This window comes from Leucobacter tardus (assembly GCF_017583045.1).
GTDB classification, from domain to species: domain Bacteria; phylum Actinomycetota; class Actinomycetes; order Actinomycetales; family Microbacteriaceae; genus Leucobacter; species Leucobacter tardus.
On the sequence record NZ_JAGFBF010000005.1, the window covers coordinates 1,173,841 to 1,194,543 of the forward strand.

The 20,703-nt window shown below is 69.2% G+C and carries 18 protein-coding genes; 10 read left to right on the plus strand and 8 right to left on the minus strand.

Annotated features, from left to right (window positions below; translation table 11 throughout):
- Together J4H85_RS12505 and J4H85_RS12510 are read right to left on the minus strand one after the other, a co-directional pair.
- Window positions 1–768, minus strand: coding sequence for an isocitrate lyase/PEP mutase family protein (locus J4H85_RS12505; RefSeq protein ID WP_208240107.1), 768 nt, complete (start codon window positions 766–768; stop codon window positions 1–3).
- A gap of 37 nt (window positions 769–805) precedes the next feature.
- Window positions 806–1,156: a hypothetical protein gene (locus J4H85_RS12510; protein ID WP_208240109.1), complete on the minus strand. Its 351-nt coding sequence runs from the start codon at window positions 1,154–1,156 to the stop codon at window positions 806–808.
- A gap of 66 nt (window positions 1,157–1,222) precedes the next feature.
- On the opposite strand from J4H85_RS12510, the gene J4H85_RS12515 reads away from it, so the two are divergent.
- Window positions 1,223–1,777 (plus strand): MarR family winged helix-turn-helix transcriptional regulator, encoded by a 555-nt coding sequence (locus J4H85_RS12515; protein ID WP_243893630.1) that lies wholly within the window; start codon window positions 1,223–1,225, stop codon window positions 1,775–1,777.
- Here the strand turns inward: J4H85_RS12515 and J4H85_RS12520 are convergent.
- Together J4H85_RS12520 and J4H85_RS12525 are read right to left on the minus strand one after the other, a co-directional pair.
- Entirely contained in the window at window positions 1,771–2,787 is a 1,017-nt protein-coding gene (locus J4H85_RS12520) for a DNA topoisomerase IB (protein ID WP_208240110.1), read from the minus strand. The two genes, J4H85_RS12515 and J4H85_RS12520, sit on opposite strands and share 7 nt — an antisense overlap.
- The gene (locus tag J4H85_RS12525; protein ID WP_208240111.1) at window positions 2,784–4,364 is read right to left on the minus strand and encodes an SDR family oxidoreductase; all 1,581 of its coding nucleotides are present in this window, start codon (window positions 4,362–4,364) and stop codon (window positions 2,784–2,786) included. The genes J4H85_RS12520 and J4H85_RS12525 overlap by 4 nt, the downstream gene beginning before the upstream one ends.
- Before the next feature lie 191 nt (window positions 4,365–4,555).
- Between J4H85_RS12525 and J4H85_RS12530 the strand changes: the two genes are divergently transcribed.
- From J4H85_RS12530 to J4H85_RS12540, 3 genes are read left to right on the plus strand one after another with little or no spacing between them, the layout of a single operon-like run.
- Entirely contained in the window at window positions 4,556–4,969 is a 414-nt protein-coding gene (locus J4H85_RS12530; protein WP_208240112.1) for a DUF4383 domain-containing protein, read from the plus strand.
- A complete protein-coding gene (locus J4H85_RS12535) occupies window positions 4,969–5,448 on the plus strand; it encodes a hypothetical protein (protein ID WP_208240113.1) in 480 nt (159 codons plus the stop codon). The genes J4H85_RS12530 and J4H85_RS12535 overlap by 1 nt, the downstream gene beginning before the upstream one ends.
- A gap of 38 nt (window positions 5,449–5,486) precedes the next feature.
- Window positions 5,487–6,470: an LLM class flavin-dependent oxidoreductase gene (locus J4H85_RS12540; RefSeq protein ID WP_208240114.1), complete on the plus strand. Its 984-nt coding sequence runs from the start codon at window positions 5,487–5,489 to the stop codon at window positions 6,468–6,470.
- A 28-nt stretch (window positions 6,471–6,498) separates the two neighbouring features.
- On the opposite strand, the gene J4H85_RS12545 is transcribed toward J4H85_RS12540, so the two are convergent.
- Both J4H85_RS12545 and J4H85_RS12550 read right to left on the minus strand, forming a co-directional pair.
- Window positions 6,499–6,867 carry a plastocyanin/azurin family copper-binding protein gene (locus J4H85_RS12545; protein WP_208240485.1) on the minus strand — a complete coding sequence of 123 codons (369 nt, stop codon included), beginning with the start codon at window positions 6,865–6,867 and terminating at the stop codon, window positions 6,499–6,501.
- A complete protein-coding gene (locus J4H85_RS12550) occupies window positions 6,867–8,327 on the minus strand; it encodes an NAD(P)H-quinone dehydrogenase (protein ID WP_208240115.1) in 1,461 nt (486 codons plus the stop codon). Before J4H85_RS12550 ends, J4H85_RS12545 begins: the two co-directional genes overlap by 1 nt.
- A gap of 113 nt (window positions 8,328–8,440) precedes the next feature.
- On the opposite strand from J4H85_RS12550, the gene J4H85_RS12555 reads away from it, so the two are divergent.
- From J4H85_RS12555 to J4H85_RS12575, 5 genes are all read left to right on the plus strand, one after another.
- Entirely contained in the window at window positions 8,441–11,146 is a 2,706-nt protein-coding gene (locus J4H85_RS12555; RefSeq protein ID WP_208240116.1) for an aminotransferase class I/II-fold pyridoxal phosphate-dependent enzyme, read from the plus strand.
- 44 nt (window positions 11,147–11,190) lie between these two features.
- Complete coding sequence (locus J4H85_RS12560; RefSeq protein WP_208240118.1) at window positions 11,191–12,006, plus strand: purine-nucleoside phosphorylase; 816 nt, start codon at window positions 11,191–11,193, stop codon at window positions 12,004–12,006.
- A gap of 73 nt (window positions 12,007–12,079) precedes the next feature.
- Window positions 12,080–13,450 (plus strand): MFS transporter, encoded by a 1,371-nt coding sequence (locus tag J4H85_RS12565; RefSeq protein ID WP_208240120.1) that lies wholly within the window; start codon window positions 12,080–12,082, stop codon window positions 13,448–13,450.
- Between the two features lie 78 nt (window positions 13,451–13,528).
- Window positions 13,529–15,274 (plus strand): phospho-sugar mutase, encoded by a 1,746-nt coding sequence (locus J4H85_RS12570; RefSeq protein ID WP_208240122.1) that lies wholly within the window; start codon window positions 13,529–13,531, stop codon window positions 15,272–15,274.
- The gene (locus tag J4H85_RS12575) at window positions 15,271–16,341 is read left to right on the plus strand and encodes an ADP-dependent NAD(P)H-hydrate dehydratase (protein WP_307863666.1); all 1,071 of its coding nucleotides are present in this window, start codon (window positions 15,271–15,273) and stop codon (window positions 16,339–16,341) included. The genes J4H85_RS12570 and J4H85_RS12575 overlap by 4 nt, the downstream gene beginning before the upstream one ends.
- Window positions 16,342–16,345: 4 nt before the next feature.
- Here the strand turns inward: J4H85_RS12575 and J4H85_RS12580 are convergent, their stop codons facing one another.
- Both J4H85_RS12580 and J4H85_RS12585 read right to left on the minus strand, forming a co-directional pair.
- Complete coding sequence (locus J4H85_RS12580; RefSeq protein WP_208240124.1) at window positions 16,346–18,529, minus strand: MMPL family transporter; 2,184 nt, start codon at window positions 18,527–18,529, stop codon at window positions 16,346–16,348.
- Window positions 18,510–18,980 (minus strand): MarR family winged helix-turn-helix transcriptional regulator, encoded by a 471-nt coding sequence (locus tag J4H85_RS12585; RefSeq protein WP_307863667.1) that lies wholly within the window; start codon window positions 18,978–18,980, stop codon window positions 18,510–18,512. Before J4H85_RS12585 ends, J4H85_RS12580 begins: the two co-directional genes overlap by 20 nt.
- A 147-nt stretch (window positions 18,981–19,127) precedes the next feature.
- Here J4H85_RS12585 and J4H85_RS12590 point away from each other — a divergent pair, with 147 nt between their 5' ends.
- Window positions 19,128–20,600 carry an NCS2 family permease gene (locus tag J4H85_RS12590; RefSeq protein WP_372440203.1) on the plus strand — a complete coding sequence of 491 codons (1,473 nt, stop codon included), beginning with the start codon at window positions 19,128–19,130 and terminating at the stop codon, window positions 20,598–20,600.
- The last annotated feature ends 103 nt before the right edge of the window (window positions 20,601–20,703 follow it).

Consider the following 20,703-nt stretch of genomic DNA (forward strand, 5'->3'; position numbering starts at 1 on the left):
TCAGCCCTTCCAGCTGCCGAGCCAGTCCGAGCTGGTGTCGCCGAGTGCGGCCTGCCACAGCGGGCCGAAGGTGACGCGTCGCACGCCGAGTTCGGTCAGGTCACGGAGGCCGCCCGCCGGCGATCCGGTGCGCGGGTCCGCGGTGACGTTGACGGGCACGGATACCGCGGCCACGAGGCGGGAGACCGCCTCGGCGTCCGGAAGCTTGACGGGGTAGACCGCGCGCGCACCCGCGGCCTCGAGTGCCGCCACGCGGGCGACGGCTTCCGCGATCGGATCGGCGAACGCCGCGGTGCCGTGCACCAGGGCGTCCGTGCGCCCGTTGATGACGACATCGACTCCGGCCTCATCGCACGCCTGGCGGATCGCCGCGATGTAGTCGGCGTGCTCGTCGCGGTCGCGGATGCGCCCGCCCTGCGAGTGCACCGTGTCTTCGACGTTCATGCCGACGGCGCCGGCCTCCATCACGCGGCTCGCCAGCTCGCGGGCGTCCAGCCCGTATCCGGACTCCACGTCGACGCTGACCGGGATGCCCACTGCCGCGGTGATGCACTTCACCAGACCGAAGTACGTGTCCACGTCGATCTGTTCGCCGTCCTCGTATCCGAGGCTGTTCGCAACGGGGTGGCTGCCGATGGTGGCACCCGAGAAGCCGGCCTGTTCGACGAGCGACGCCGACCACACGTCCCAGCTCGTGGGGAGCACGAGTGTGCGTCCCGACGCGTGGTCTGCGGCGAAGGCCGATGCGGCTGACGAGAGATCGATCATGACAGGCTCCTGAGGTGTGATGCGGATGGACGGGGGTTCACGCGGCCGTGGGCTCGTGATGGTCGATATCGGGATGCAGAGGGAGAACGATATTGCCCGTCTCGAGTCCGCGTCTGGACAGCAGTTCCGAGTGCACCGTCTCCCCCGAGGGCAGATGGAAGTCGACGCGTCGCGAGGTCGCCGCACGCCCGGCGAGCTGCTCGACCGCCGGCAGCAGTTCGTGGGTGACCGACTGGATCACGCGTTCGATGACGCCGGCGCTGCCGACGGTGATGTCGATCGCGAGCTCCCACTCATCCGGCCGGTCCGATACGGTCACGGTCGCGCCGGCGACCTCGGGGTACACGCGCAGACTCCGTTCGATGTGCTCCGCAAGAAATTCGCTCACCTTTGAGCTCCTCACTGATCGGCTGTTACTATTCTGAGGTTCAACAGTTATAAAAACTAACAGTCATTGTTAGTCACTGCAACATTCATGGAGGGCATCGCCGTGTCGCACCACAACATCCCCCATGAGTCCTCAGGATACTGGTACGGCACGGGAACCGAAACGGTGTCGGCCGTGGATCTGCTGAACCTCATGCGCCGGTATCGGGAGGCCGAGGTGCGCATGCGCGCCCGCGTACGCGGCGAGATGGGCATGGGCGAGAAAGACATCCTGGCACTGCGCTACCTGCTCGACGCTCGCGCCCGGAGCGTGACGGTGCGGCAGAAGGATCTCGCCGCGAAGCTCGACATCACGACACCGTCGGCGAGTGTGCTCGTCGATCGACTCGTGCGCGACGGCTACGCCCGGCGCGTCCCGCACCCCGACGACCGACGCTCCGTCGCACTCGAGGCGACGGACGACGGTGATCGCGAGGTGCGCGAAACGCTGCGGCTCATGCACGATCGACTGTTCCGCGTCGCAGATGAGATGACCGAGTCCGACCGCGCGATCGTCGCGGCGTTCCTCGCGCGCATGATCTCCTGCCACGACGACGCCGAAGCGCCGTCGAGCGATCACTGATCGGCGCGGATCCCGAGCAACTCGAGTGTGGCCTGCTCCAGCGCCGCCTGGGAGGCGTCATGCCCGTCCTCCACACCCGCAGCCGCCAGCGCGGGAGCCACCGTCGCCCCGCGCTCGTACTGCTCGACGACCCTCGGGTCGACATACGAGCTGCGCGCCACCGCCGGAGTGTTGCCGAGGTACCCGGCCACCTCGCGCATGGCCGCGGCGACGGCGCGCTTCCGTGATGCCGCGGATTCTCCGTGCTCGTCGGTGCGCGCCAGCGCCGCCGCCGCGAGCACCGTCGCGTGCCAGGTGCGGAAGTCCTTCGCCGTCAGCTCTTCGCCCAGCTGATGGCGGAGATACTCGTTCACGGCCTCCGCACCGAGATCGGACCATCGGTTGACTCGCTTGTAGGCGAGCAGGCGATCGCTCCCGCCGCGACGCCGACGCATGGTGTCCACCGCCGTGATCGCCGCGGCATCGTCGATCTCGATGCGGTGCTCGACCTGTGACTTGCCGACGAAGGAAAAGACGAGCACCTCACCGCGTTTCCGCACGTGACGGCGCAGCAGGGTCGTGAGTCCGAACGAGTCGTTCTCGGCGTACGCATCGGAACCGATCCGGAAGTATCCGAGATCCAGGAGTCGCACCGCCGCAGCGGCCGCTCGCTCGAGACTCATACCGTCCTGCCCGAGATCGGCGAGCATCGCCTCGCGTGCCGTCGGCAGCGCCAGGGCGGCTCGCGTCACGCGTTCGAACTTCTGATCGTCCCTCCGCCGCCGCCACTCGTCGTGATAGCGGTACTGGCGGCGTCCGGCGTCGTCCGTCCCGACCGCCTGCAGATGCCCGAGGGGATCGGGGGCGATCCACACGTCCCGCCATGCCGGCGGGATCGCGAGCGAGCGGATGCGCGCGACCTGGTCGGGAGCGAGACGGTTGCCGTCCTCATCGAGATAGGAGAACCCCCGCCCGTGCGGCTTGCGCGTCCACCCGGGCTGGTCCGGCGAGGTGCGCCGCAGTCGCGTCACTGACCGTCCTCGTCTCCGGCCTCTGCCAGGTCGACGATCCGCCGCGACATGCCCGCGAAGATGAGCCCGTGGAACGGGAGGACCGCGAGCCAGTACAGTCGCCCGCTGAGACCGCGCGGAAAGAACACGGCACGCTGACGATACTCGAGGCCTTCGTCGCCCTCGGCGATGCCGAGTTCGAGCCACGCCTGTCCCGGCACCCGCATCTCGGCCCGGAGCCGCAAGACCTCCTCGGGGTCGCTCGCCTCCACACGCCAGAAATCGATGACATCGCCGACCCGCGCGGCGGACCGGCTGCGCCGCCCGCGCTGCAGGCCGACACCTCCCACGAATCGGTCCATCCACCCGCGCACCGACCACAGCAACGGCGGCGAGTACCAGCCGTTCGCTCCCCCGATGCCCTGGATGACGGCCCACAGAGCCGCACGCGACGCCGAGGTCGAACGGGATCGTGTGTCGGTGAAGACGAGGTGCCCCGACCAGTCGGGGTCGCTCGGCAGCGGCTCGCTCGGCGCACTCGGTACGGGGGCGTCCACCCAACTCGTCTCGATCTGATCGAAGTCGATGCGCCCCATGGCGAGCCGCACGGCCTCGCGGTACCGCGTCAGCCCACCGGACGGCTGCGGCATGATCTCGTCGACATCGTGGTCGTGCATGACGCAGTCGTTCTGCAGCGACTCCACGAGCGGACCGGCGACGACGCGCGGGATAGGGGTCACGAGGCCCACCCAGTGCGACGCCAAGCGCGGAGTGAAGACCGGCAGTGCCGCGATCCGCCGCTGCGGCAGACCCGCGACGACCGCGTACCCGTTCATCATCTGCCCGTACCTGAGGACATCGGGACCGCCGATGTCGATGCCGCGCGACACCCCGGGGTCGACGCGCGCCGCGGCGAGCAGGTAGTGGAGCACGTCGCGTACCGCGATCGGCTGGATGAAATTGCGCACCCAGCGGGGTGCCGGCATGTACGGGAGCACCTCGGTGAGATGGCGCACCATCTCGAACGACGCCGATCCCGAACCGATCACAACGCCCGCGCGCAGGACGATGGTCGGCACTCCGGAGTTCAGCAGGATATCGCCGACCTCCTTGCGGGATGCGAGATGCTCCGAGAGCTCCGCGTCACGCGGGAAGAGCCCACCGAGATAGATGATGCGACGCACCTGTGCGCGCGCCGCAGCGGCCGCCACCGCCTCCGCAATCTCGCGGTCCTTCGACGCGAATCCTTTTCCCCCAGACATCGAGTGCACGAGGAAGTAGACGATGTCGACGCCGTCGAGCGCGGCATCGAGGGCGTCGCCGTCGCTGGCGTCGCCGGACTCGATCTCGACCTCGTTCGACCAGGGATAGGACGCGAGACGCTCGGGCGAGCGGACGAGGGCCCGCACGCGATACCCGGCGTTGAGCAGACGGGGCGTCAGGCGGCCGCCGAGATACCCGGTCGCGCCGAGCACTAGCACGCGCGGAGCAGCATCGTCCGCGCCGCGCTGCGCGACGAGGGCTGGTTCATGGCCGGTGGGGTCGCTGAGCGAACCGCCGGGGTCGGGCGCCGCGTGTCGCGCATTCTCGTCAGACATGGACCGATTGTTGCAGGTTGAGAACAGCGACGGAAAGGGCTGGCGTGCGCGCGCTTCCGCGGTGTACACATGTGGGGACCCTTCGGCGCGATCGCACAGGTTATTCCAATCCGGTGCAGATGCGGCTCCGAACCATAGGGTATGCACCACCTGACCGGTGGTGCTCGTGTCATCCAGAAGGGACTCTCACCATGAAGAACTCACCGAACCGCCTCATCGGCGTCGTCTTCGGCGCCGTCTACCTCCTCGTCGGCCTGCTCGGGTTCACCGTCACGGGCGGGGTCAACTTCATCGCGACCGAGGGCGGTCTGCTCCTCGGCATCTTCGAGGTCAACCCGCTGCACAACGTGGCCCACCTCCTGATCGGCGGCGTGCTGCTCATCGCCGGCCTCGCATCGGTGCCCGCCGCGAAGGGTGCGAACGGCGTCATCGGCGCGGCGTACCTGCTGCTCGGTATCGTCGGCTTCTTCATCGCCGACACCGCGGCGAACATCCTCGCGCTGAACACCGCCGACCACGTGCTCCACCTCGGCAGCGCGCTCGTGCTGCTCGGTGTCGCCATCGGCGCCGACAAGAACCGCGTCGCAGCCGGACCCGTCCGCTGATGTTCGGGCAGATCTGGTCGGCTCTGGCGTCGCTCGGCTCCGGACTCATCTTCTTCGCGGTAGCCGCCGGGGGCGAGTGGTGGTTGGCCGCTCCCCTCATCGTGCTGGCGCTGCTGGAGATCGGGTACGGGCTCGCGGTGCTCAGAGCCGGCCGGGTCGTCGCCCCGCGTGCTGCGATCACGGGGAGCGTCGTCGCGATGCTCGTCGCGTTCGCACTGCTCTTCACCTCCACCATCGGATTCGTTCCCGCGATCGCCGTCATCGGCCTGCACTGGGTGATCGCCGTCATCGCCGCACTGGTCATCAGACGGCGCCACTCCGACGACGCGGCAGCGTCTCGCGCACCCCGCCCGGGTGCATTCGCACTGTCGATGACCGTTGCCGCCCTCGTCGTCTCCGCCGTCACGACACCGGCACTCGCGAATACCGGACCGGGCGAGTTCGCGGTTCCGCACGGCACGCTGCACCAGCACCACTGAGCGGGAATACCGGTGCGGCGCGCGCGTTGCACTCGGGTATGGCACTTCCCCCGCTCTCGATCCTCGATCTGGCCACCGTCGAATCGGACGGCAGCATCCGCGACGCGTTCGCGCACTCCGTCTCCGTCGCCCAGAGCGCCGAACGCAGCGGCTACCAGCGCGTCTGGTACGCCGAGCATCACAACATGCCGTCGATCGCCTCGAGCGCGACGGCAGTGCTCATCGCGCACGTCGCCGCGCGCACCGAGACGATCCGGCTCGGCTCGGGCGGCGTCATGCTGCCGAACCACTCCCCGCTCGTCATCGCCGAGCAGTTCGGCACGCTCGCCGAGCTCTCCCCCGGCCGCATCGACCTCGGCCTCGGGCGGGCTCCCGGCACTGACGGAGCCACATTCCGGGCGCTCCGCCGCAGTCACGCCGCAGCGGAGAACTTCCCGAACGACGTGATCGAGCTCCAGCGGTTCCTGAGCGACGAGATTCCGCGGTCGCAGGTCAACGCCTACCCCGGTCGCGGCACCGAGGTGCCGCTCTGGATCCTCGGCTCCAGCATGTTCGGCGCGAGCCTCGCCGCCCAGCTCGGACTGCCCTACTCGTTCGCCTCGCACTTCGCCCCGCAGCTGCTGCACTCCGCGATCGAGCACTACCGCTCCCACTACGTGCCGAGCGAGCGCAATCCCGAGCCGTACGTGATGGCCGGAGTCAACGTGGTCGCAGCCGAATCGGATGCGGCGGCGGAGGCGATCCACTCCCGCGCCGAAGTCAGTCGCGTGCGCAGCTTCCTCTCGCGCGGCCGCGATGTGCCGCTGTCGGAGGACGAGGCGGCATCGCTCATCGACACTCCTGCCGGGCGCGAGATCCGCGGCATGATGCAGCACACCGCGGTGGGCGCGCGCGAGCGGGTGCATCGCGAGCTCGAGTCGTTCGCCGCCAGTGCGGGCGCGGACGAGCTCATCACGGTGCACATCGCTCCGACGCGCGCCGAGCAGCTGGCATCGGTGCGCATAACGGCGCCCGTCGTCTGACGGCACCCGGACACCGTCTCGGGAGCGCTTACTCGCTGACGCGCACGACCCCGGTCATCTCGGGGTGCACCGAGCAGTCGTAGCCATACTCCCCCGCTGCGGTGAAGACGTGGGTGTACGTGCCCGATCGCGTGAGTTCGCTCACGAACGAACCGTCGTCGGCCACCACATCGTGCTCCATACCGCCCGCGAACTCCCAGGTCACAGCGTCGCCGACGGCGATCTCGACCTCGGCGGGCTCGTAGCGGTTGTCGATCACCGTCACGGTGACAGCAGCATCGGCGTCGTCGTCCGACGGCACGACCTCGGGGGTGCCCGCGGCGCAGCCGGTGATCGCGACGAGCAGCGAGACCACCGCGGCCCCGGCAATGCCGCGTGCGAACGCGCGACGTCCCATCACTCCACGACCTCGACGCCGTACTGCATGTGCATCGCCCGCGCGGCATCGGTGATCGCGCCGGTCAACGAGGGGTACACGGCGAATGCGGAGGCCACCTGGTCGACCGTGAGGCGGTGCTCGACGGCGAGCGCGAGCGGGAAGACGAGCTCGGAGGCACGGGGTGCGACGATCACCCCGCCGATCACGGTGCCCGACACCTTCCAAGCGAAGAGCTTGACGAAACCGTCCTTGATGCCGACCATCTTCGCCCGCGGGTTCACCGGCAGCGGGATGGTGTGCGAGACCGCCTTCGCCATGTCGGAGGCTTCGGAGAGCGACTTCTCGTTCCAGCCGACCGTCGCGATCTCGGGAGCCGTGAAGACGTTCGCGGAGACGTTGCGCAGGTTGAGGGGTCGGACGAAGTCGCCGAGCGCGTGCATGATGGCCGTACGCCCCTGCATCGACGCAACGGAGGCGAGCGGCAGCATGGCGGTGCAGTCACCCGCCGCGTAGATCGACGGGACCGAGGTGCGGGCGACCTTGTTGACGTAGATGTGGCCGCTCTCGGTGAGCTCGATGCCCGCAGCACGCAGACCGATGCCCTGCGTGTTCGGGAGGGAGCCGACGGCCATGAGGCAGTGGGATCCGGTCACTTCGCGCCCGTCCGCGAGGCGCACGAGCACACCGTCTTCGGTGCGGGTCACCGAATCGGCGCGCGACTTCGACATCACGTTCATGCCGATCCGCTTGAACGCCGACTCGATGACGGCGGCCGCATCGGCGTCCTCACCCGGCAGCACCTGGTCTCGGCTGGAGACGAGCGTCACCTCGGCGCCGAGCGTGCGGTACGCGTTGGCGAATTCGGCACCCGTCACGCCCGACCCGACGACGATGAGGTGCTCGGGGATCGAGCGCAGCTCGTACAGCTGCTTCCAGGTCAGGATCCGCTCGCCGTCCGGCTTCGCCGAGTCCAGTTCGCGCGGCCGTGAGCCGGTGGCGATGACGAGCGTGTCGCCCTCGATCCGGTCGAAGTCGGTGCCGCTGTCGCCCGCCGCGGTCGAGACGACGACCGCGTTCGGACCGTCGAGCCGGCCCTCGCCGTGCACGACGCGCACCCCGGCCTCCTGCAGCGCGTTCAGCATGTCGACGGACTGAGCACCGGCCATCGCGAGCAGCCGCTTGTTCACCGCGGCGAGGTTCACGGCGACTTCGGGTCGCACCGGCTTGCCCTCGCTGCCGGGGAGAAACGACTGCACCCCGAGGATGTCCGACGACCGGACCGCGGACACCGCGTCGGCGGTCGCGATCAGGCTCTTCGACGGCACGACATCGGTCAGCACCGTCGCTCCGCCGACGCCCTCGCGCTCGATCAGCGTGACGTCTGCGCCGAGCTGAGCCCCGGCGAGCGCCGCCTCGTACCCGCCCGGGCCGCCACCCAGAACCACGATCCTGTCCTTGCGGTCTCTCGCTCTCGCCATGACCGCCAGTTTACCGTTCATGCGCGAGCACGATTGCACGCTTCCGTAGACTCGTCACGGGTCCGGTATGGTTCGGGCATCGACTATCGAGCAGCGCGGCTGAGGGGATCACGATGGCGGAACGCAGGACACTCGAGCGAGACCCCGGAATGCCGGCGAGCAGCTGGCGATTGCGGAGCGACGCCTGGGAGTACCTCCGCTTCGCGGTGAAACGGTTGGTCCACACCGACGAACCCGAGGCGCTCGGCCGCGACAGCGAGCTGTTCCGCTCGCTCCGCGCACTCGAGACCATCGAGATGTACTGGGCCGGTTTCGGCCAGCGCTACGTCGCGGCGATCGCCGAGCTGCTCGAGGATGGCGAGTACCAGCTCGCCCTCGAACGGATCGGGCGGGTCGTGCAGCGCATGCGCGGCAGCTCCGTGCCCGACGACCCGCGCGAGGACCAGCTCGACGAGGCCGAGCGCGCCGAGTGGCAGGACGACAGCGACCCCCGCCCGCGCTTCGAGGTGCTCGTCGTCGATGAGACGACGGTGGCCGATCGCGACGCACTCCACTCGGAGGCGATCCGGCTCAGGGCACCCGCCGACTCGTTCATCTACGACTTCGTCATCGTGCCGTCGGCCGACGACGCGATCGCGGCCGTGCTCACGAATCCGAAGATTCTCGCCTGCATCGTGCGTCCCGGGTTCAGTGATCGCACGCACCAGCCGCTGAGTCGCGATCTGCGCGACACCATCGACCTCGCCCGGGAGGCGGCCGGCCTGCACCCGGACTCGTCGAAGAGCGCGCTCGCGTCGGTGCAGCGCGTGCTCGGGCTCGCCGATACGCTCGCCGCGCTGCGCCCCGAGCTCGACCTCTACCTCGTCGCCGGGGCTCACATCGAGGATCTCGCGGGGGTGCTCACGAGGCGCTTCCGCCGTGTCTTCCGCCGCGAGGACCAGCTCGAGCTCCATCTCACCCTGCTGCGACGCATCTCCCACCTCTACGATGCACCGTTCTTCTCCGCCATTCAGTACCACGCGCGCCGACCCGTCGGCGTGTTCCACGCCCTGCCCATCGCGCGCGGCGGCTCGGTGGTGAACTCGAAGTGGATCAAGGATCTCGTCGACTTCTACGGCCTCAACCTGCTCCTCGCCGAGACGAGCGCGACCTCGGGCGGTCTCGATTCGCTGCTCGCGCCCACGGGTGCGATCAAGAAGGCCCAGGATCTCGCCGCGCGCGCATTCGGGGCGAGACGATCGTTCTTCGTAACCAACGGCACCTCCACCGCCAACAAGATCGTGCACCAGGCGCTGGTCTCCCCCGGCGACGTCGTGCTCGTCGACCGGAACTGTCACAAATCGCACCATCACGCGATGATGCTCACCGGCGCGCGGACCGCGTACCTCGAGGCGTACCCGCTCGACGAGTTCGCGTTCTACGGCGCGGTACCGCTCAGCCGCGTGAAGCAGCTGCTGCTCGACTACCGCGCCGCCGGTCGCCTCGACGAGGTCCGCATGATCACGCTGACGAACTGCACCTTCGACGGCATCGTGTACGACCCCGAGCGCGTCATGGCCGAGTGCCTCGCCATCAAGCCCGATCTCGTCTTCCTCTGGGACGAGGCGTGGTTCGCGTTCGCCGCGTTCCACCCCGTCACTCGTCGTCGCACGGCGATGGCGGCCGCGCATCGGCTCGAGCAGCGACTCAAGACGGCAGCGCACGCGTCCGCCTACCGCGAGCAGCAGGCCAGACTCTTCGACGAGCACGGCGCCGCAGCGCCCGATGCCGTGTGGGTCGAGGAGCGCCTGATCCCGAGTCCGGACGCACGGATCCGCGTCTACGCCACCCACTCCACCCACAAGACCCTGACGGCGCTCCGTCAGGGGTCGATGGTCCACGTGTACGACCAGGACTGGGTGCGCGACGCCGAGGAGCCGTTCCACGAGGCGTTCATGACGCACACCTCGACCTCGCCGAACTACCAGATCCTCGCATCGCTCGATCTCGGGAGACGACAGGTCGAGCTCGAGGGATTCGCTCTGGTGCAGCGCCAACTGGATCTCGCGAGCAGCCTCTCGCAGGCGATCGCCAGGCACCCGCTGCTGCGACGCACGTTCCGGGTGCTGAGCGCGACCGAGCTCATTCCCCCCGAGCACCGCGAGACCAGTCGGCCGATGCCGCTGCGCGACGGTCTCGCCACGATGTGGCGGGCGTGGGACACCGACGAGTTCGTGGTCGATCCGAGTCGCATCACCGTCGAGATCAGTCGCACCGGTGTCGACGGCGACACGTTCAAGCACGAGCACCTCATGGATCGGTACGGGATCCAGGTCAACAAGACCAGTCGCAACACCGTGCTGTTCATGACGAACATCGGCACCACCCGGAGCGCCATCGCCTATCTCATCGAGGTGCTCGTGAAGCTCGCGGAGCGTTTCGAGGACGATCAGGCGCAGCGGGATCCCGACATCGCGCAGGCGCGCGAGACCGAGACGCCGCCGTTGCCGGACTTCAGCGCGTTCGCGGACGGGTACGATGCCGGCGACGGACTCCCCGACGGCGACCTGCGCACCGCGTTCTTCGCCGGGCAACGACGCGGAGCGGTCGAGCACGTGCAACCGGAGGAGCTGCGCCGACGCGTCGAGGCCGGACTGCGGCCCGTCTCGGGCGGTTTCGTCACCCCGTACCCTCCCGGGTTCCCGGTGCTCGTCCCCGGCCAGCTGGTCACGGCGGAGATCCTCGACTTCATGAGCGCGCTCGATACCCGCGAGATCCACGGGTACGACCCGGCTCGCGGGTACCGGGTGCTGAAGAGCGCGGTGGCCCACGCCGGGTGACGGCTGATCTTGCCTTGCGCGCCGGGCTCGGCCAGGCTGGAGGCATGAGCCATGAGAACGAGCCCGCCGCTCTGGCGCGCGACGCCGCACGCATCCTCACCGACCGCGCGGGTGTCGAGCGCTTCGACATCGCACTGACGCTCGGCAGCGGCTGGCGTCGAGCGGCCGATCTCATCGGCGAGGTCATCAGCACGGTCCCGGCCGCCGAGGTGCCGGGGTTCCACGCCTCGGGCGTCGCCGGCCACGGCGGCGACCTCCGCACGGTCCGCATGCCCGACGGCAGGCACGCGCTCATCATCGGTGCGCGCACCCACCTCTACGAGGGTCGCGGCGTGCGCGCCGTCGTGCACGGAGTGCGCACCGCGGCGGCAGCCGGAGCGCGCATCGCGGTACTGACGAACGGCGCGGGCGGTCTCGACCCGGCGTTCGGCGCGGGCGACACCATGCTCATCAACGACCATCTGAACCTCACGGGCGAGTCCCCGATCGAGGGGGCGCACTTCATCGACCTGACGGACCTGTACGCCGAGCGCCTGCGCGCGGTCGTGCGATCGGTCGACTCGTCGATCCGCGAGGGCGTCTACGCTCAGGTGCGCGGGCCGCACTACGAGACGCCGGCGGAATCGCGGTACCTGTACGGAATCGGGGGCACGGCTGTGGGCATGTCCACCGCTGTCGAGGCGATCGCCGCGCGCGAGGCCGGCATGGAGGTGCTCGGCCTCACGCTCGTGACGAACCCGGCGACGAACCATGACGGGCCGCCGCTCGATCACGCCGAGGTGCTTGCCGCCGGACAGGCCGCCGAGGGCCGCCTGGGCGAGTTCCTCGCGCGAGTGGTGCCGCGGCTGACGACCGCCTGACGCGGGATTCGTGCGCGGGGGAGCCGCGGCGTACAATGTCACGCGGCCCAATCCGCAAGCAGCAAGGTACCTCGTGTCTACTTCCGCCTCCGCACAACCCGCCGCGTCCGGCGCGCCCGCCGCACCCCGCAACTCGCGTTCGCGCGTCGTTCTCGCGAGCCTCATCGGCACGACGATCGAGTTCTACGACTTCTACGTCTACGCGACCGCGGCGGTGCTCGTCTTCCCGCACCTGTTCTTCCCGTCCGAGAACGAGACGACGGCGCTGCTCGCGTCGTTCGCGACGTTCGGCGCCGCGATGCTCGCTCGCCCGCTGGGCGCCGTGTTCTTCGGACACCTCGGCGACCGCATCGGCCGGAAGACGACGCTGGTGGCGTCGCTCCTCACCATGGGCATCGCGACCTTCCTCATCGGACTGCTGCCCACCCACGCGTCGATCGGCGCCTGGGCGGCCATGCTCCTGCTCCTCATGCGCCTCGCACAGGGCTTCGCGATCGGCGGCGAGTGGTCGGGTGCGGCGCTCATCGCGACCGAGAACGCCCCCGAGGGCAAGCGCGCCTGGTACGGCACCTTCCCGCAGCTCGGCGCCCCGCTCGGGTTCATCATCGCGAACCTGCTCTTCTACGGCATCAACATGGTGCTCGCCGACCCGGCGAATCCCGGTCAGCCGTCGGAGGCTTTCCTGAGCTGGGGATGGCGCATTCCGTTCCTGTTCTCCGCGGTGATGGTGATCGTCGGGCTCTGGGTTCGCCTGAAACTGGTCGAGTCGAGCGCGTTCGAGCGCACCAGGACGCAGGGCCTGGTGAAGCGCATGCCGCTCGCCGAGGCGTTCAAGTTCCATTGGAAGGGCCTGATCCTCGGCACCTTCGCGATGCTCGCGACATACGTGCTCTTCTACCTCATGACCTCGTACACCCTGACCTTCGGCACGCGTCCGACCGACGCCGATGTGCCGGGACTCGGGTACACGTACAACTCGTTCATCCTGATGCTCGTGTTCGGCGTGGTCTTCTTCGGCATCTTCACGCTGGTCTCGGGTCCGCTCGCCGACCGCTTCGGCCGTCGCCGCACCCTCATGGTCGTCACCTCGGCGATCATCCTGTTCGGCTTCACCTTCGTCCCCCTGCTCGGCAGCGACAACACGGCCGTCGTGATGTTCTTCCTGGCGCTCGGGTTCACCCTGATGGGCCTCACGTTCGGCCCCATGGGCGCGTTCCTTCCCGAGATGTTCCCCACGAACGTGCGCTACACGGGCTCGGCGATCTCGTACAACGTCTCCTCGATCCTCGGCGCGGCCCTCGCGCCGATCGTCGCCGTCTGGCTCTGGACCCTCGCCGAGGGCAGCCCGGGACTCGTCGGCATCTACCTCTCGGGTGCTGCCGTGCTGACGCTGATCTCGCTGATCCTGACGAAAGAGACCAAGTCGATCAACATGGAGGATTGACCGCTCCCCCGGTCCGGTCAACCCTCGGGCGCGAAGCGGTATCGTAGGCTCCATCACACGTCAGGACGGAGCATCGGCATGGCAGAATTCGATCCGAGCGACCACCCGCTGATCGAGCGGGTGCGCCAGTGGGCCGATCAGGATCCGGACCCGGCGACCCGCTCGGAGACCGAGCGTCTCCTCGCTGCGGCCGCCTCGGGTGATGACGACGCGATGCGCGAACTCGCCGACGCGTTCGGCGGTCGTCTCGCGTTCGGCACCGCGGGCCTCCGCGGCGCACTCGGCCCGGGACCGCGGCGCATGAACCGCGCAGTCGTCATCCAGACGAGCGCGGGGTTCGCAGAGTTCCTCAACGAACGGGCGCGGCGCGGCGACACCGCCTCACCCCCGTCGATCGTCGTCGGATACGACGGGCGCATCAACTCCGATGTGTTCGCGCACGATGTCGCCGCGGTGATGGCGGGTGCGGGCATCTCGGCCACCCTCTTCCCCGAACCCGTCCCCACCCCTGCGCTGGCGTTCGCGGTGCGTCATCTGGGCGCCTCCGCCGGCGTGATGGTCACCGCCAGTCACAATCCGCCGCGCGACAACGGGTACAAGGTGTACCTCGGCGACGCCGACAACGGTTCTCAGATCATCCCGCCGGACGACGCGGCGATCGCTGCGCGCATCGATGCGGCCGCGGCGCAACGGATCGACAGCTTCGCACGCTCCGACGACTTCCGCGTCGCCGGCCCCGAGCTGCTGGACGCCTACGTCGCGTCCACTGCCGAGGCGATCTCGGCCGGCTCGCCGGCGACCGGCCGCGCGGGCGCCTCGCTCCGGATCGCCTATACCGCGATGCACGGAGTCGGTTCCGCCCCGGCTCGACGGGTGTGGAAGCTCGCCGGCCTGCCCGAGGTCACGACGGTGCCCGAGCAGGATCACCCCGACGGAACGTTCCCCACGGTGGCCTTCCCGAACCCCGAGGAGCCCGGAGCGCTCGACCTGGCCTTCCGTACCGCCCTCGATATCGCGGCGGACCTCATCGTCGCGCACGATCCCGACGCGGATCGCCTCGCAATCGCGCTCCCCGACGATGCCGCGCCCGAGGGATACCGCCGATTGACGGGCAATCAGCTCGGCTTCGTTCTCGGCTGGCGAGCGGCCGAGCGTCACCGCGCCCTCCACGGAGACGCGCCGGGCGCGCTCGCCTGCACCATCGTCTCCTCCCCCGCGCTCAGCGTGGTGGCCGACGCCTACGGGCTCGCCTACGCCGAGACGCTGTCCGGGTTCAAATGGGTGTCGCGCGTGCCGAACCTCGTCTTCGGCTTCGAGGAGGCGCTCGGGTATCTCACGCACCCGGGTGTGGTGCGCGACAAGGACGGCATCTCCGCGAGCGCCGACGTGATCGCGCTCGCAGCGGAGCTCGCGACCGAGGGGCGCACGCTCGCCGACCTGCTCGACGACGCCACCGAGCGCTTCGGGCACTTCTCGAGCGGGCAGCTCACGGTGCGGCTGGACTCCGCAGACGCGGTCGCAGCGCTCGCCGAGGTGGTGCGGTCGACTCCCCCGACGAGTTTCGGCGGCGTTGCGATCGAGCGCACCAGCGACCTGCTCACTCCGGGTCTCGCCGCCGAACCGGCCAATGTGCTCCGGTACGACCTCGCGGACGGTTCGCGCGTGATGATCCGTCCGAGCGGTACGGAGCCGAAACTCAAGGTCTACATCGATACGTTCAGCGATACCGGCAGCGCGGGCGAACGACGTGAGGCGGCGGACGCCGCCCTCGCCGCGCTGGAGACCGCGGTGCAGGACTTCTTGAATGCGACGGTGGCCTCGTGACGCCGTCGTCCCGGCGCACGCGCCGAAATGCCGCGCCGACCACGACGGCACCCGAATCGGTACCCGCTGAAGCCTGGGGTGATTCCCAGACGGGCGCGTGGTTGCCGGCTCCCGGGCTCGCCGACGACAAATACCGCCGCGGTGTACTGGCGGTCCGCACCGGCTCGGCGGTATTCCCCGGCGCCGCGGTGCTGAGCGTATCGGCCGCCTGGCGCACGGGCATCGGCATGGTCCGCTACGTGCCGGCCGTCGACGATCGTGCCTCCGAGCACGGGCTGCCCTCCCCCGCCGCCGCCGTGCTGGCCGCGCATCCGGAGACGGTGTTCGGTGCCCCCGCAGACCCCGCGAACTGCGACGCGTGGGTGATCGGATCGGGGACGGATCCGGATCAGCGTTCGGAGGCCGAACGCGACGCGCTCGCCGCGATCCTCGGCGGCGCCGCTCCGGTCGTCGTGGATGCCGGTGCGCTCGACCTCGTGACCGGGGAGCGTCCGGCGGCGCCCGCCATCCTGACCCCGCACGCCGGTGAGTTCACCCGCCTGTGGCAGGCGGCCGGACTCGGCACGAAGCCCGAAGGGTGGCCGGCGCGCACGCGCAGCAAACGTGCCCGTCCCGTGAAGACGGAAGCCAGGGTCGCCGCGGCGCTGCAGCTCGCCGAACGGCTCGGAGCGGCAGTGCTGCTCAAGGGCTCGACCTCGGTGACGGCGACGCCGGGCGGACAGGCGTTCCTCTCGGGCCCCGCGACGCCCTGGCTCGCGACCGCCGGCACCGGCGACGTGCTGGCGGGCGTGCTCGGGGCGCTCGCGGCGTCGCAGGGCGATGCGATCCGGGAAGACCCCGAGTTGCTCGGAGCGATCGCGGCCTCCGCCGCGGTGGTGCACGATGTCGCCGCCCGACTGGCCTCGGGAACGATCACCGAGACCACGGGCGGCGGATCCGCGTCGGCGTCCTCGGGGATCCCGATCACCGCGGCCGATGTGATCGCCGCGGTGCCCGAGGCGGTCGCGCGTCTCCGCGCGACCCGCCCGACCGCCTCGCGGAGCCGTCACCAGCGGTCGGGCGGGTAGCCGCTCACCCGTGGTCGGCGGGCTCGCGCGCAGGCCTCGCATCGACCGCGTGCGGTGCACGACCGAGTCGCGACGGCCACCAGATGCGGCGGCCGATGTCGACGCCCAAGGCGGGCACCTGCAGGGTGCGCACGATGAAGGTGTCGATGAACACGCCGAGCGCCACGAGGAACGCGAGCTGCACCATGAACATCAGCGGGAGCACCGCGAGCGCCGAGAACGTCGCGGCGAGCACGATTCCCGCCGAGGTGATCACGCCGCCGGTGACCACGAGCGACCGGAGCAGACCTTCGGCCGCCCCGTGGACGACCGCCTCCTCGCGAGCGCGCGTCATCAGGAAGATGTTGTAGTCCACCCCGAGCGCGACGAGGAACATGAACCCGAAGAGCGGCACCGTCGGGTCGGCGCCGGGGAACTGGAAGAGGTGGTTGAACACCCACGCCGAGATGCCGAGCGCCGTCAGATAGGACAGCACGGTCGTGGCGATGAGGATGAGCGGGGTTACCAGGGAACGCAGCAGGATGACCAGGATCACGCCGATCACGAGCAGCACGAGCGGAATGATCACGCGGAGATCCCGCTGCGCGGTCTCGTTGGTGTCGAGCTGCGTCGCCGTGGTGCCGCCCACGAGTGTCTCGCCGTCGACGTCCGCGAGGGCGTCGCGCAGATCGATGATCGTCTGCTCCGCTTCGAGCGAGTCGCCCGGGTCGCCGAGCGTCGCAGAGATCTCCACTCGGCCGGACTCGACCCGGGCCTCGTCGGCATTCCGCGCCGGAGCGCCCGAGTCGCCGACGAGGTACGCGCTCGCGACCCCCGACACGCTCTCGACGGCGTCCAGCGCCTGCTCGGCCGAGTCGGAATCGGCGTAGATGTCGGCCGGCGCCCCGGTGCCCGCGTCGAAGTGCTGCTCGAGCAGTTCCTGCCCGGCCTTCGTCTCGGTCTCGCCGAGCACGACGTCGGACTGCGCGATGCCGTTCGCCTTGAGATCGGTGACACCGACGGCGCCCGCGAGGAGCAGCACCGTGACGACGATCCAGATCACACGCGGTCGTGCTTCGACACCGCGGGCGACACGGCCCCAGAGCCCCGGGCGGGACCCGTGCCGCGCGTGCGCGGTCTCGACTGCCGCGGTGTTCGCGGCCCCCGAGGGGCGCGGAATTCGCGGCCAGAAGACCCAGCGCCCCATGAGGGCGAGCAGGGCGGGCAGGAAGCTCAGCGTCGCCGCCATCGAGAACACGATTCCTGCGGCGGCGACGGGCCCGAGCGCGCGGTTCGAGTTGAGGTCGGAGAACAGCAGGCACAGGAGGGCGATCGCGACCGTGCCGCCCGAGGCGAGCACCGGAGGCGTCGAGCGCCGCAGCGCCGTCCACAGGGCGGTGAAGCGGGAGGGCTCCACCAGGAGTTCCTCGCGATACCGCGCCACGAGCAGGAGCGAATAGTCCGTCGCCGCCCCGATCACGAGGATCGAGAGGATGCCCTGGACCTGTCCGTTGAGTTGGATCCAGTCGGCCTGCGCCATGAGGTAGATTACCGAGATCGCCGCGCAGAGCGCCGCCATCGACGAGAGGAGCACGAGAATCGGCAGCAGGATCGAGCGGTATACGACGACCAGGATCACGAAGACCGCGACGAGCGCGACGACGAGCAGCAGCCCATCGATGCCGGCGAAGGCCTCCGTGAGATCACCGGTGAGCGCAGCCGGGCCGGTCACGTGCGCGGTCCACGAACCCGTGAAGTCGTCCGCCACCGCGCTGCGCAGGTCGTCGAGCGCACCGGTCTCGGTGGCGTCTTCGGCGAGCAGGACGAGGATCTGCACGGCCTCCTGATCTTCGGACGGCTGCGGCGGGATCACCTGATCCACGCCCGCGATGTCTGTCAGACCGTCGGCGAACTCCTGCGCTTCGGCGAGATCCTCGGGCGCGAGCGCCGCGTCCTTGGCGGCGATCACCGTCGCCGGGATCGACGCGGTGTCGGTGAACTGCTCGCTCGCCTCGAGCGCGCGCGTGGACTCGGCGTCCGCCGGCAGGAACGTCGCCTGATCGTTCGTGGTGACCTCCGAGATCACCCCGAACACCTGGCCGCCCCAGGCGGTCCAGGAGAGCCAGAGGATCGCGAGCACGGCCGGAATGATGAGGCGCAGGCCGACTCCCGGTCTCCGGGAGGTCTGTTCAGCGTGCGGGTGCGGCATGGGGTTCTCCGTCTGTCGGACGCGCGACGGCGTCGGCGAGTTGGTGCATGAAATCGGTGATGACCGCGAGTTCGGCGTCGTCGTAGCGTTCGGCGACCGTGTTCATGATGCTGATGCGCGGCCAGAAGTGCGCGAAGAACGTCTCTCGCGCGTGCGGGGTCAGCGTCACGAGCCGGGATCTCCGGTCGTCGGGGTGCACGACGCGGTCGACGTGCCCCTGCTGCGTCAGACGATCGAGCAGCGCGGTGGCCGACGCCGTCGTGATGCCGATGTGACGGGCGAGCGACTGCGGGGTCACCTCTTCTGCACGTCGCTCGCGGATGGCCAGCATGCGGAGCGCGCTGAGGTCGGTCGGCCGCATGTCCATGTCTTCGCGCATGCCGGCGAACATCCGGTCGAGGGCGTCCGAGAGTTCTTGGACGGCGTGGAGCACGGGGCGGGTATCGGTCACAGAGCTACCGTAGCGGAAGTAGTTCGAAAATCTAGTTAGTTATTCTAACTTTCTGCGTCTCTTGACAGCTTTCATACCTCATGCTTCACTCCGAAGTGCACAATCAGAAAGAAATTTCCGCACAATGGAATAGAACTGAGGTCAATGATGTCCGATGTCTCCAAAGCTTCCGACACGACGTTTCGGGACCCCGACCGGCGTCGATCCGCACTCGACCGCTTCTTCGAGATCACCGATCGCGGGTCGTCCGTGCGCCAAGAGCTCCGGGGAGGCATCGTCGCCTTCGTCGCCATGGCGTACATCGTCGTCCTGAACCCGCTCATCCTCGGCGGGTCGGCCGACGTCGAGGGCAACGGCCTCGACTTCGCCCAGCTCACCGCCGTCACCGGTCTCGTCGCCGGCGTGACCACCATCCTGTTCGGGGTCGTAGCGCGCCTCCCCTTCGCACTGGCCGCGGGTCTCGGCATGAACAGCTTCCTCGCGGTCGCCGTCGTGCAGGAGGTCACCTGGCCCGAAGCGATGGGTCTCGTCATCATCAACGGCGTCATCATCGTCGTGCTCGGCGCGACGGGGATCCGGACCGCCATCTTCCACGCTGTCCCGGCCCAGCTGAAGGTCGCCATCACCGTCGGCATCGGACTCTTCATCGCGTTCATCGGCTTCGTCAACTCGGGCTTCGTCACGCGCACGCCCGAGGGACCCCCGGTGCAGCTCGGTCAGGGGGGATCCATCAGCTCACTCCCGACGTTGGTCTTCATCTTCGCGCTGGTGCTGATCGGGGTGCTCGTCGCCAGACGCGTGCCGGGTGGCATCCTCATCGGCATGGTCGTCGCCACGGTCCTCGCGATCGTCATCCAGGCGTTCGCCCACCTCGGCACCGTCGGGGATCCCGAGAACCCCGACCCCCAGGGCTGGAACCTCGGCGCCCCCGAACTCCCCGGTCAGATCGTCGCGCTCCCCGACTTCAGTCTCGTGGGTGCGTTCGACCTGTTCGGCGCGTTCGAACGCATCGGGATGCTCGCCGCGGTCATGCTCGTCTTCACCCTCGTCTTCACGAACTTCTTCGATGCCATGGGCACCATGACGGGTCTCGCGCGCAATGCCGGGCTCTCCCAGCCAGACGGCACCTTCCCCCGCATCCGCAGCGCCTTCATCGTCGAGGGCATCGGTGCCGTCGCGGGCGGCGGTGCATCGGCGTCATCGAACACGGTCTTCGTCGACGCGGCCGCCGGAATCGCCGAGGGCGCCAGGACCGGCCTCGCCGCCTGCATCACCGGAGCGCTGTTCCTGCTCTCGATGTTCTTCGCGCCGCTCATCGGCGTGATCCCCATGGAGGCGGGCGCTGCGGCACTCGTCATCGTCGGAGCGATGATGGTCACCCAGGTCCGCGAGATCGACATGACCGACTTCCGCGTGTCGCTCCCCGTCTTCCTCACCATGGTCACCATGCCGCTCACGTACTCGATCGCCAACGGCATCGGCGTCGGCTTCATCTCCTGGGCGGTCATCCACGCCATGACCGGGCGGGCGAAGCAGGTGCACTGGCTGCTGTGGGTCGTCTCCGTCGGGTTCCTGCTGTACTTCGTCCGCGGGCCCCTCACCGCACTCCTAGGCGGCTGAGCCTCCGTCCGCTACCATCAATCTCAGGCACCTGTTCGCATGGATAACCTGGCGCCGAGATTTCAGTACGAACCATGCCGAGCGTGACCCAGTGATGTGTCAC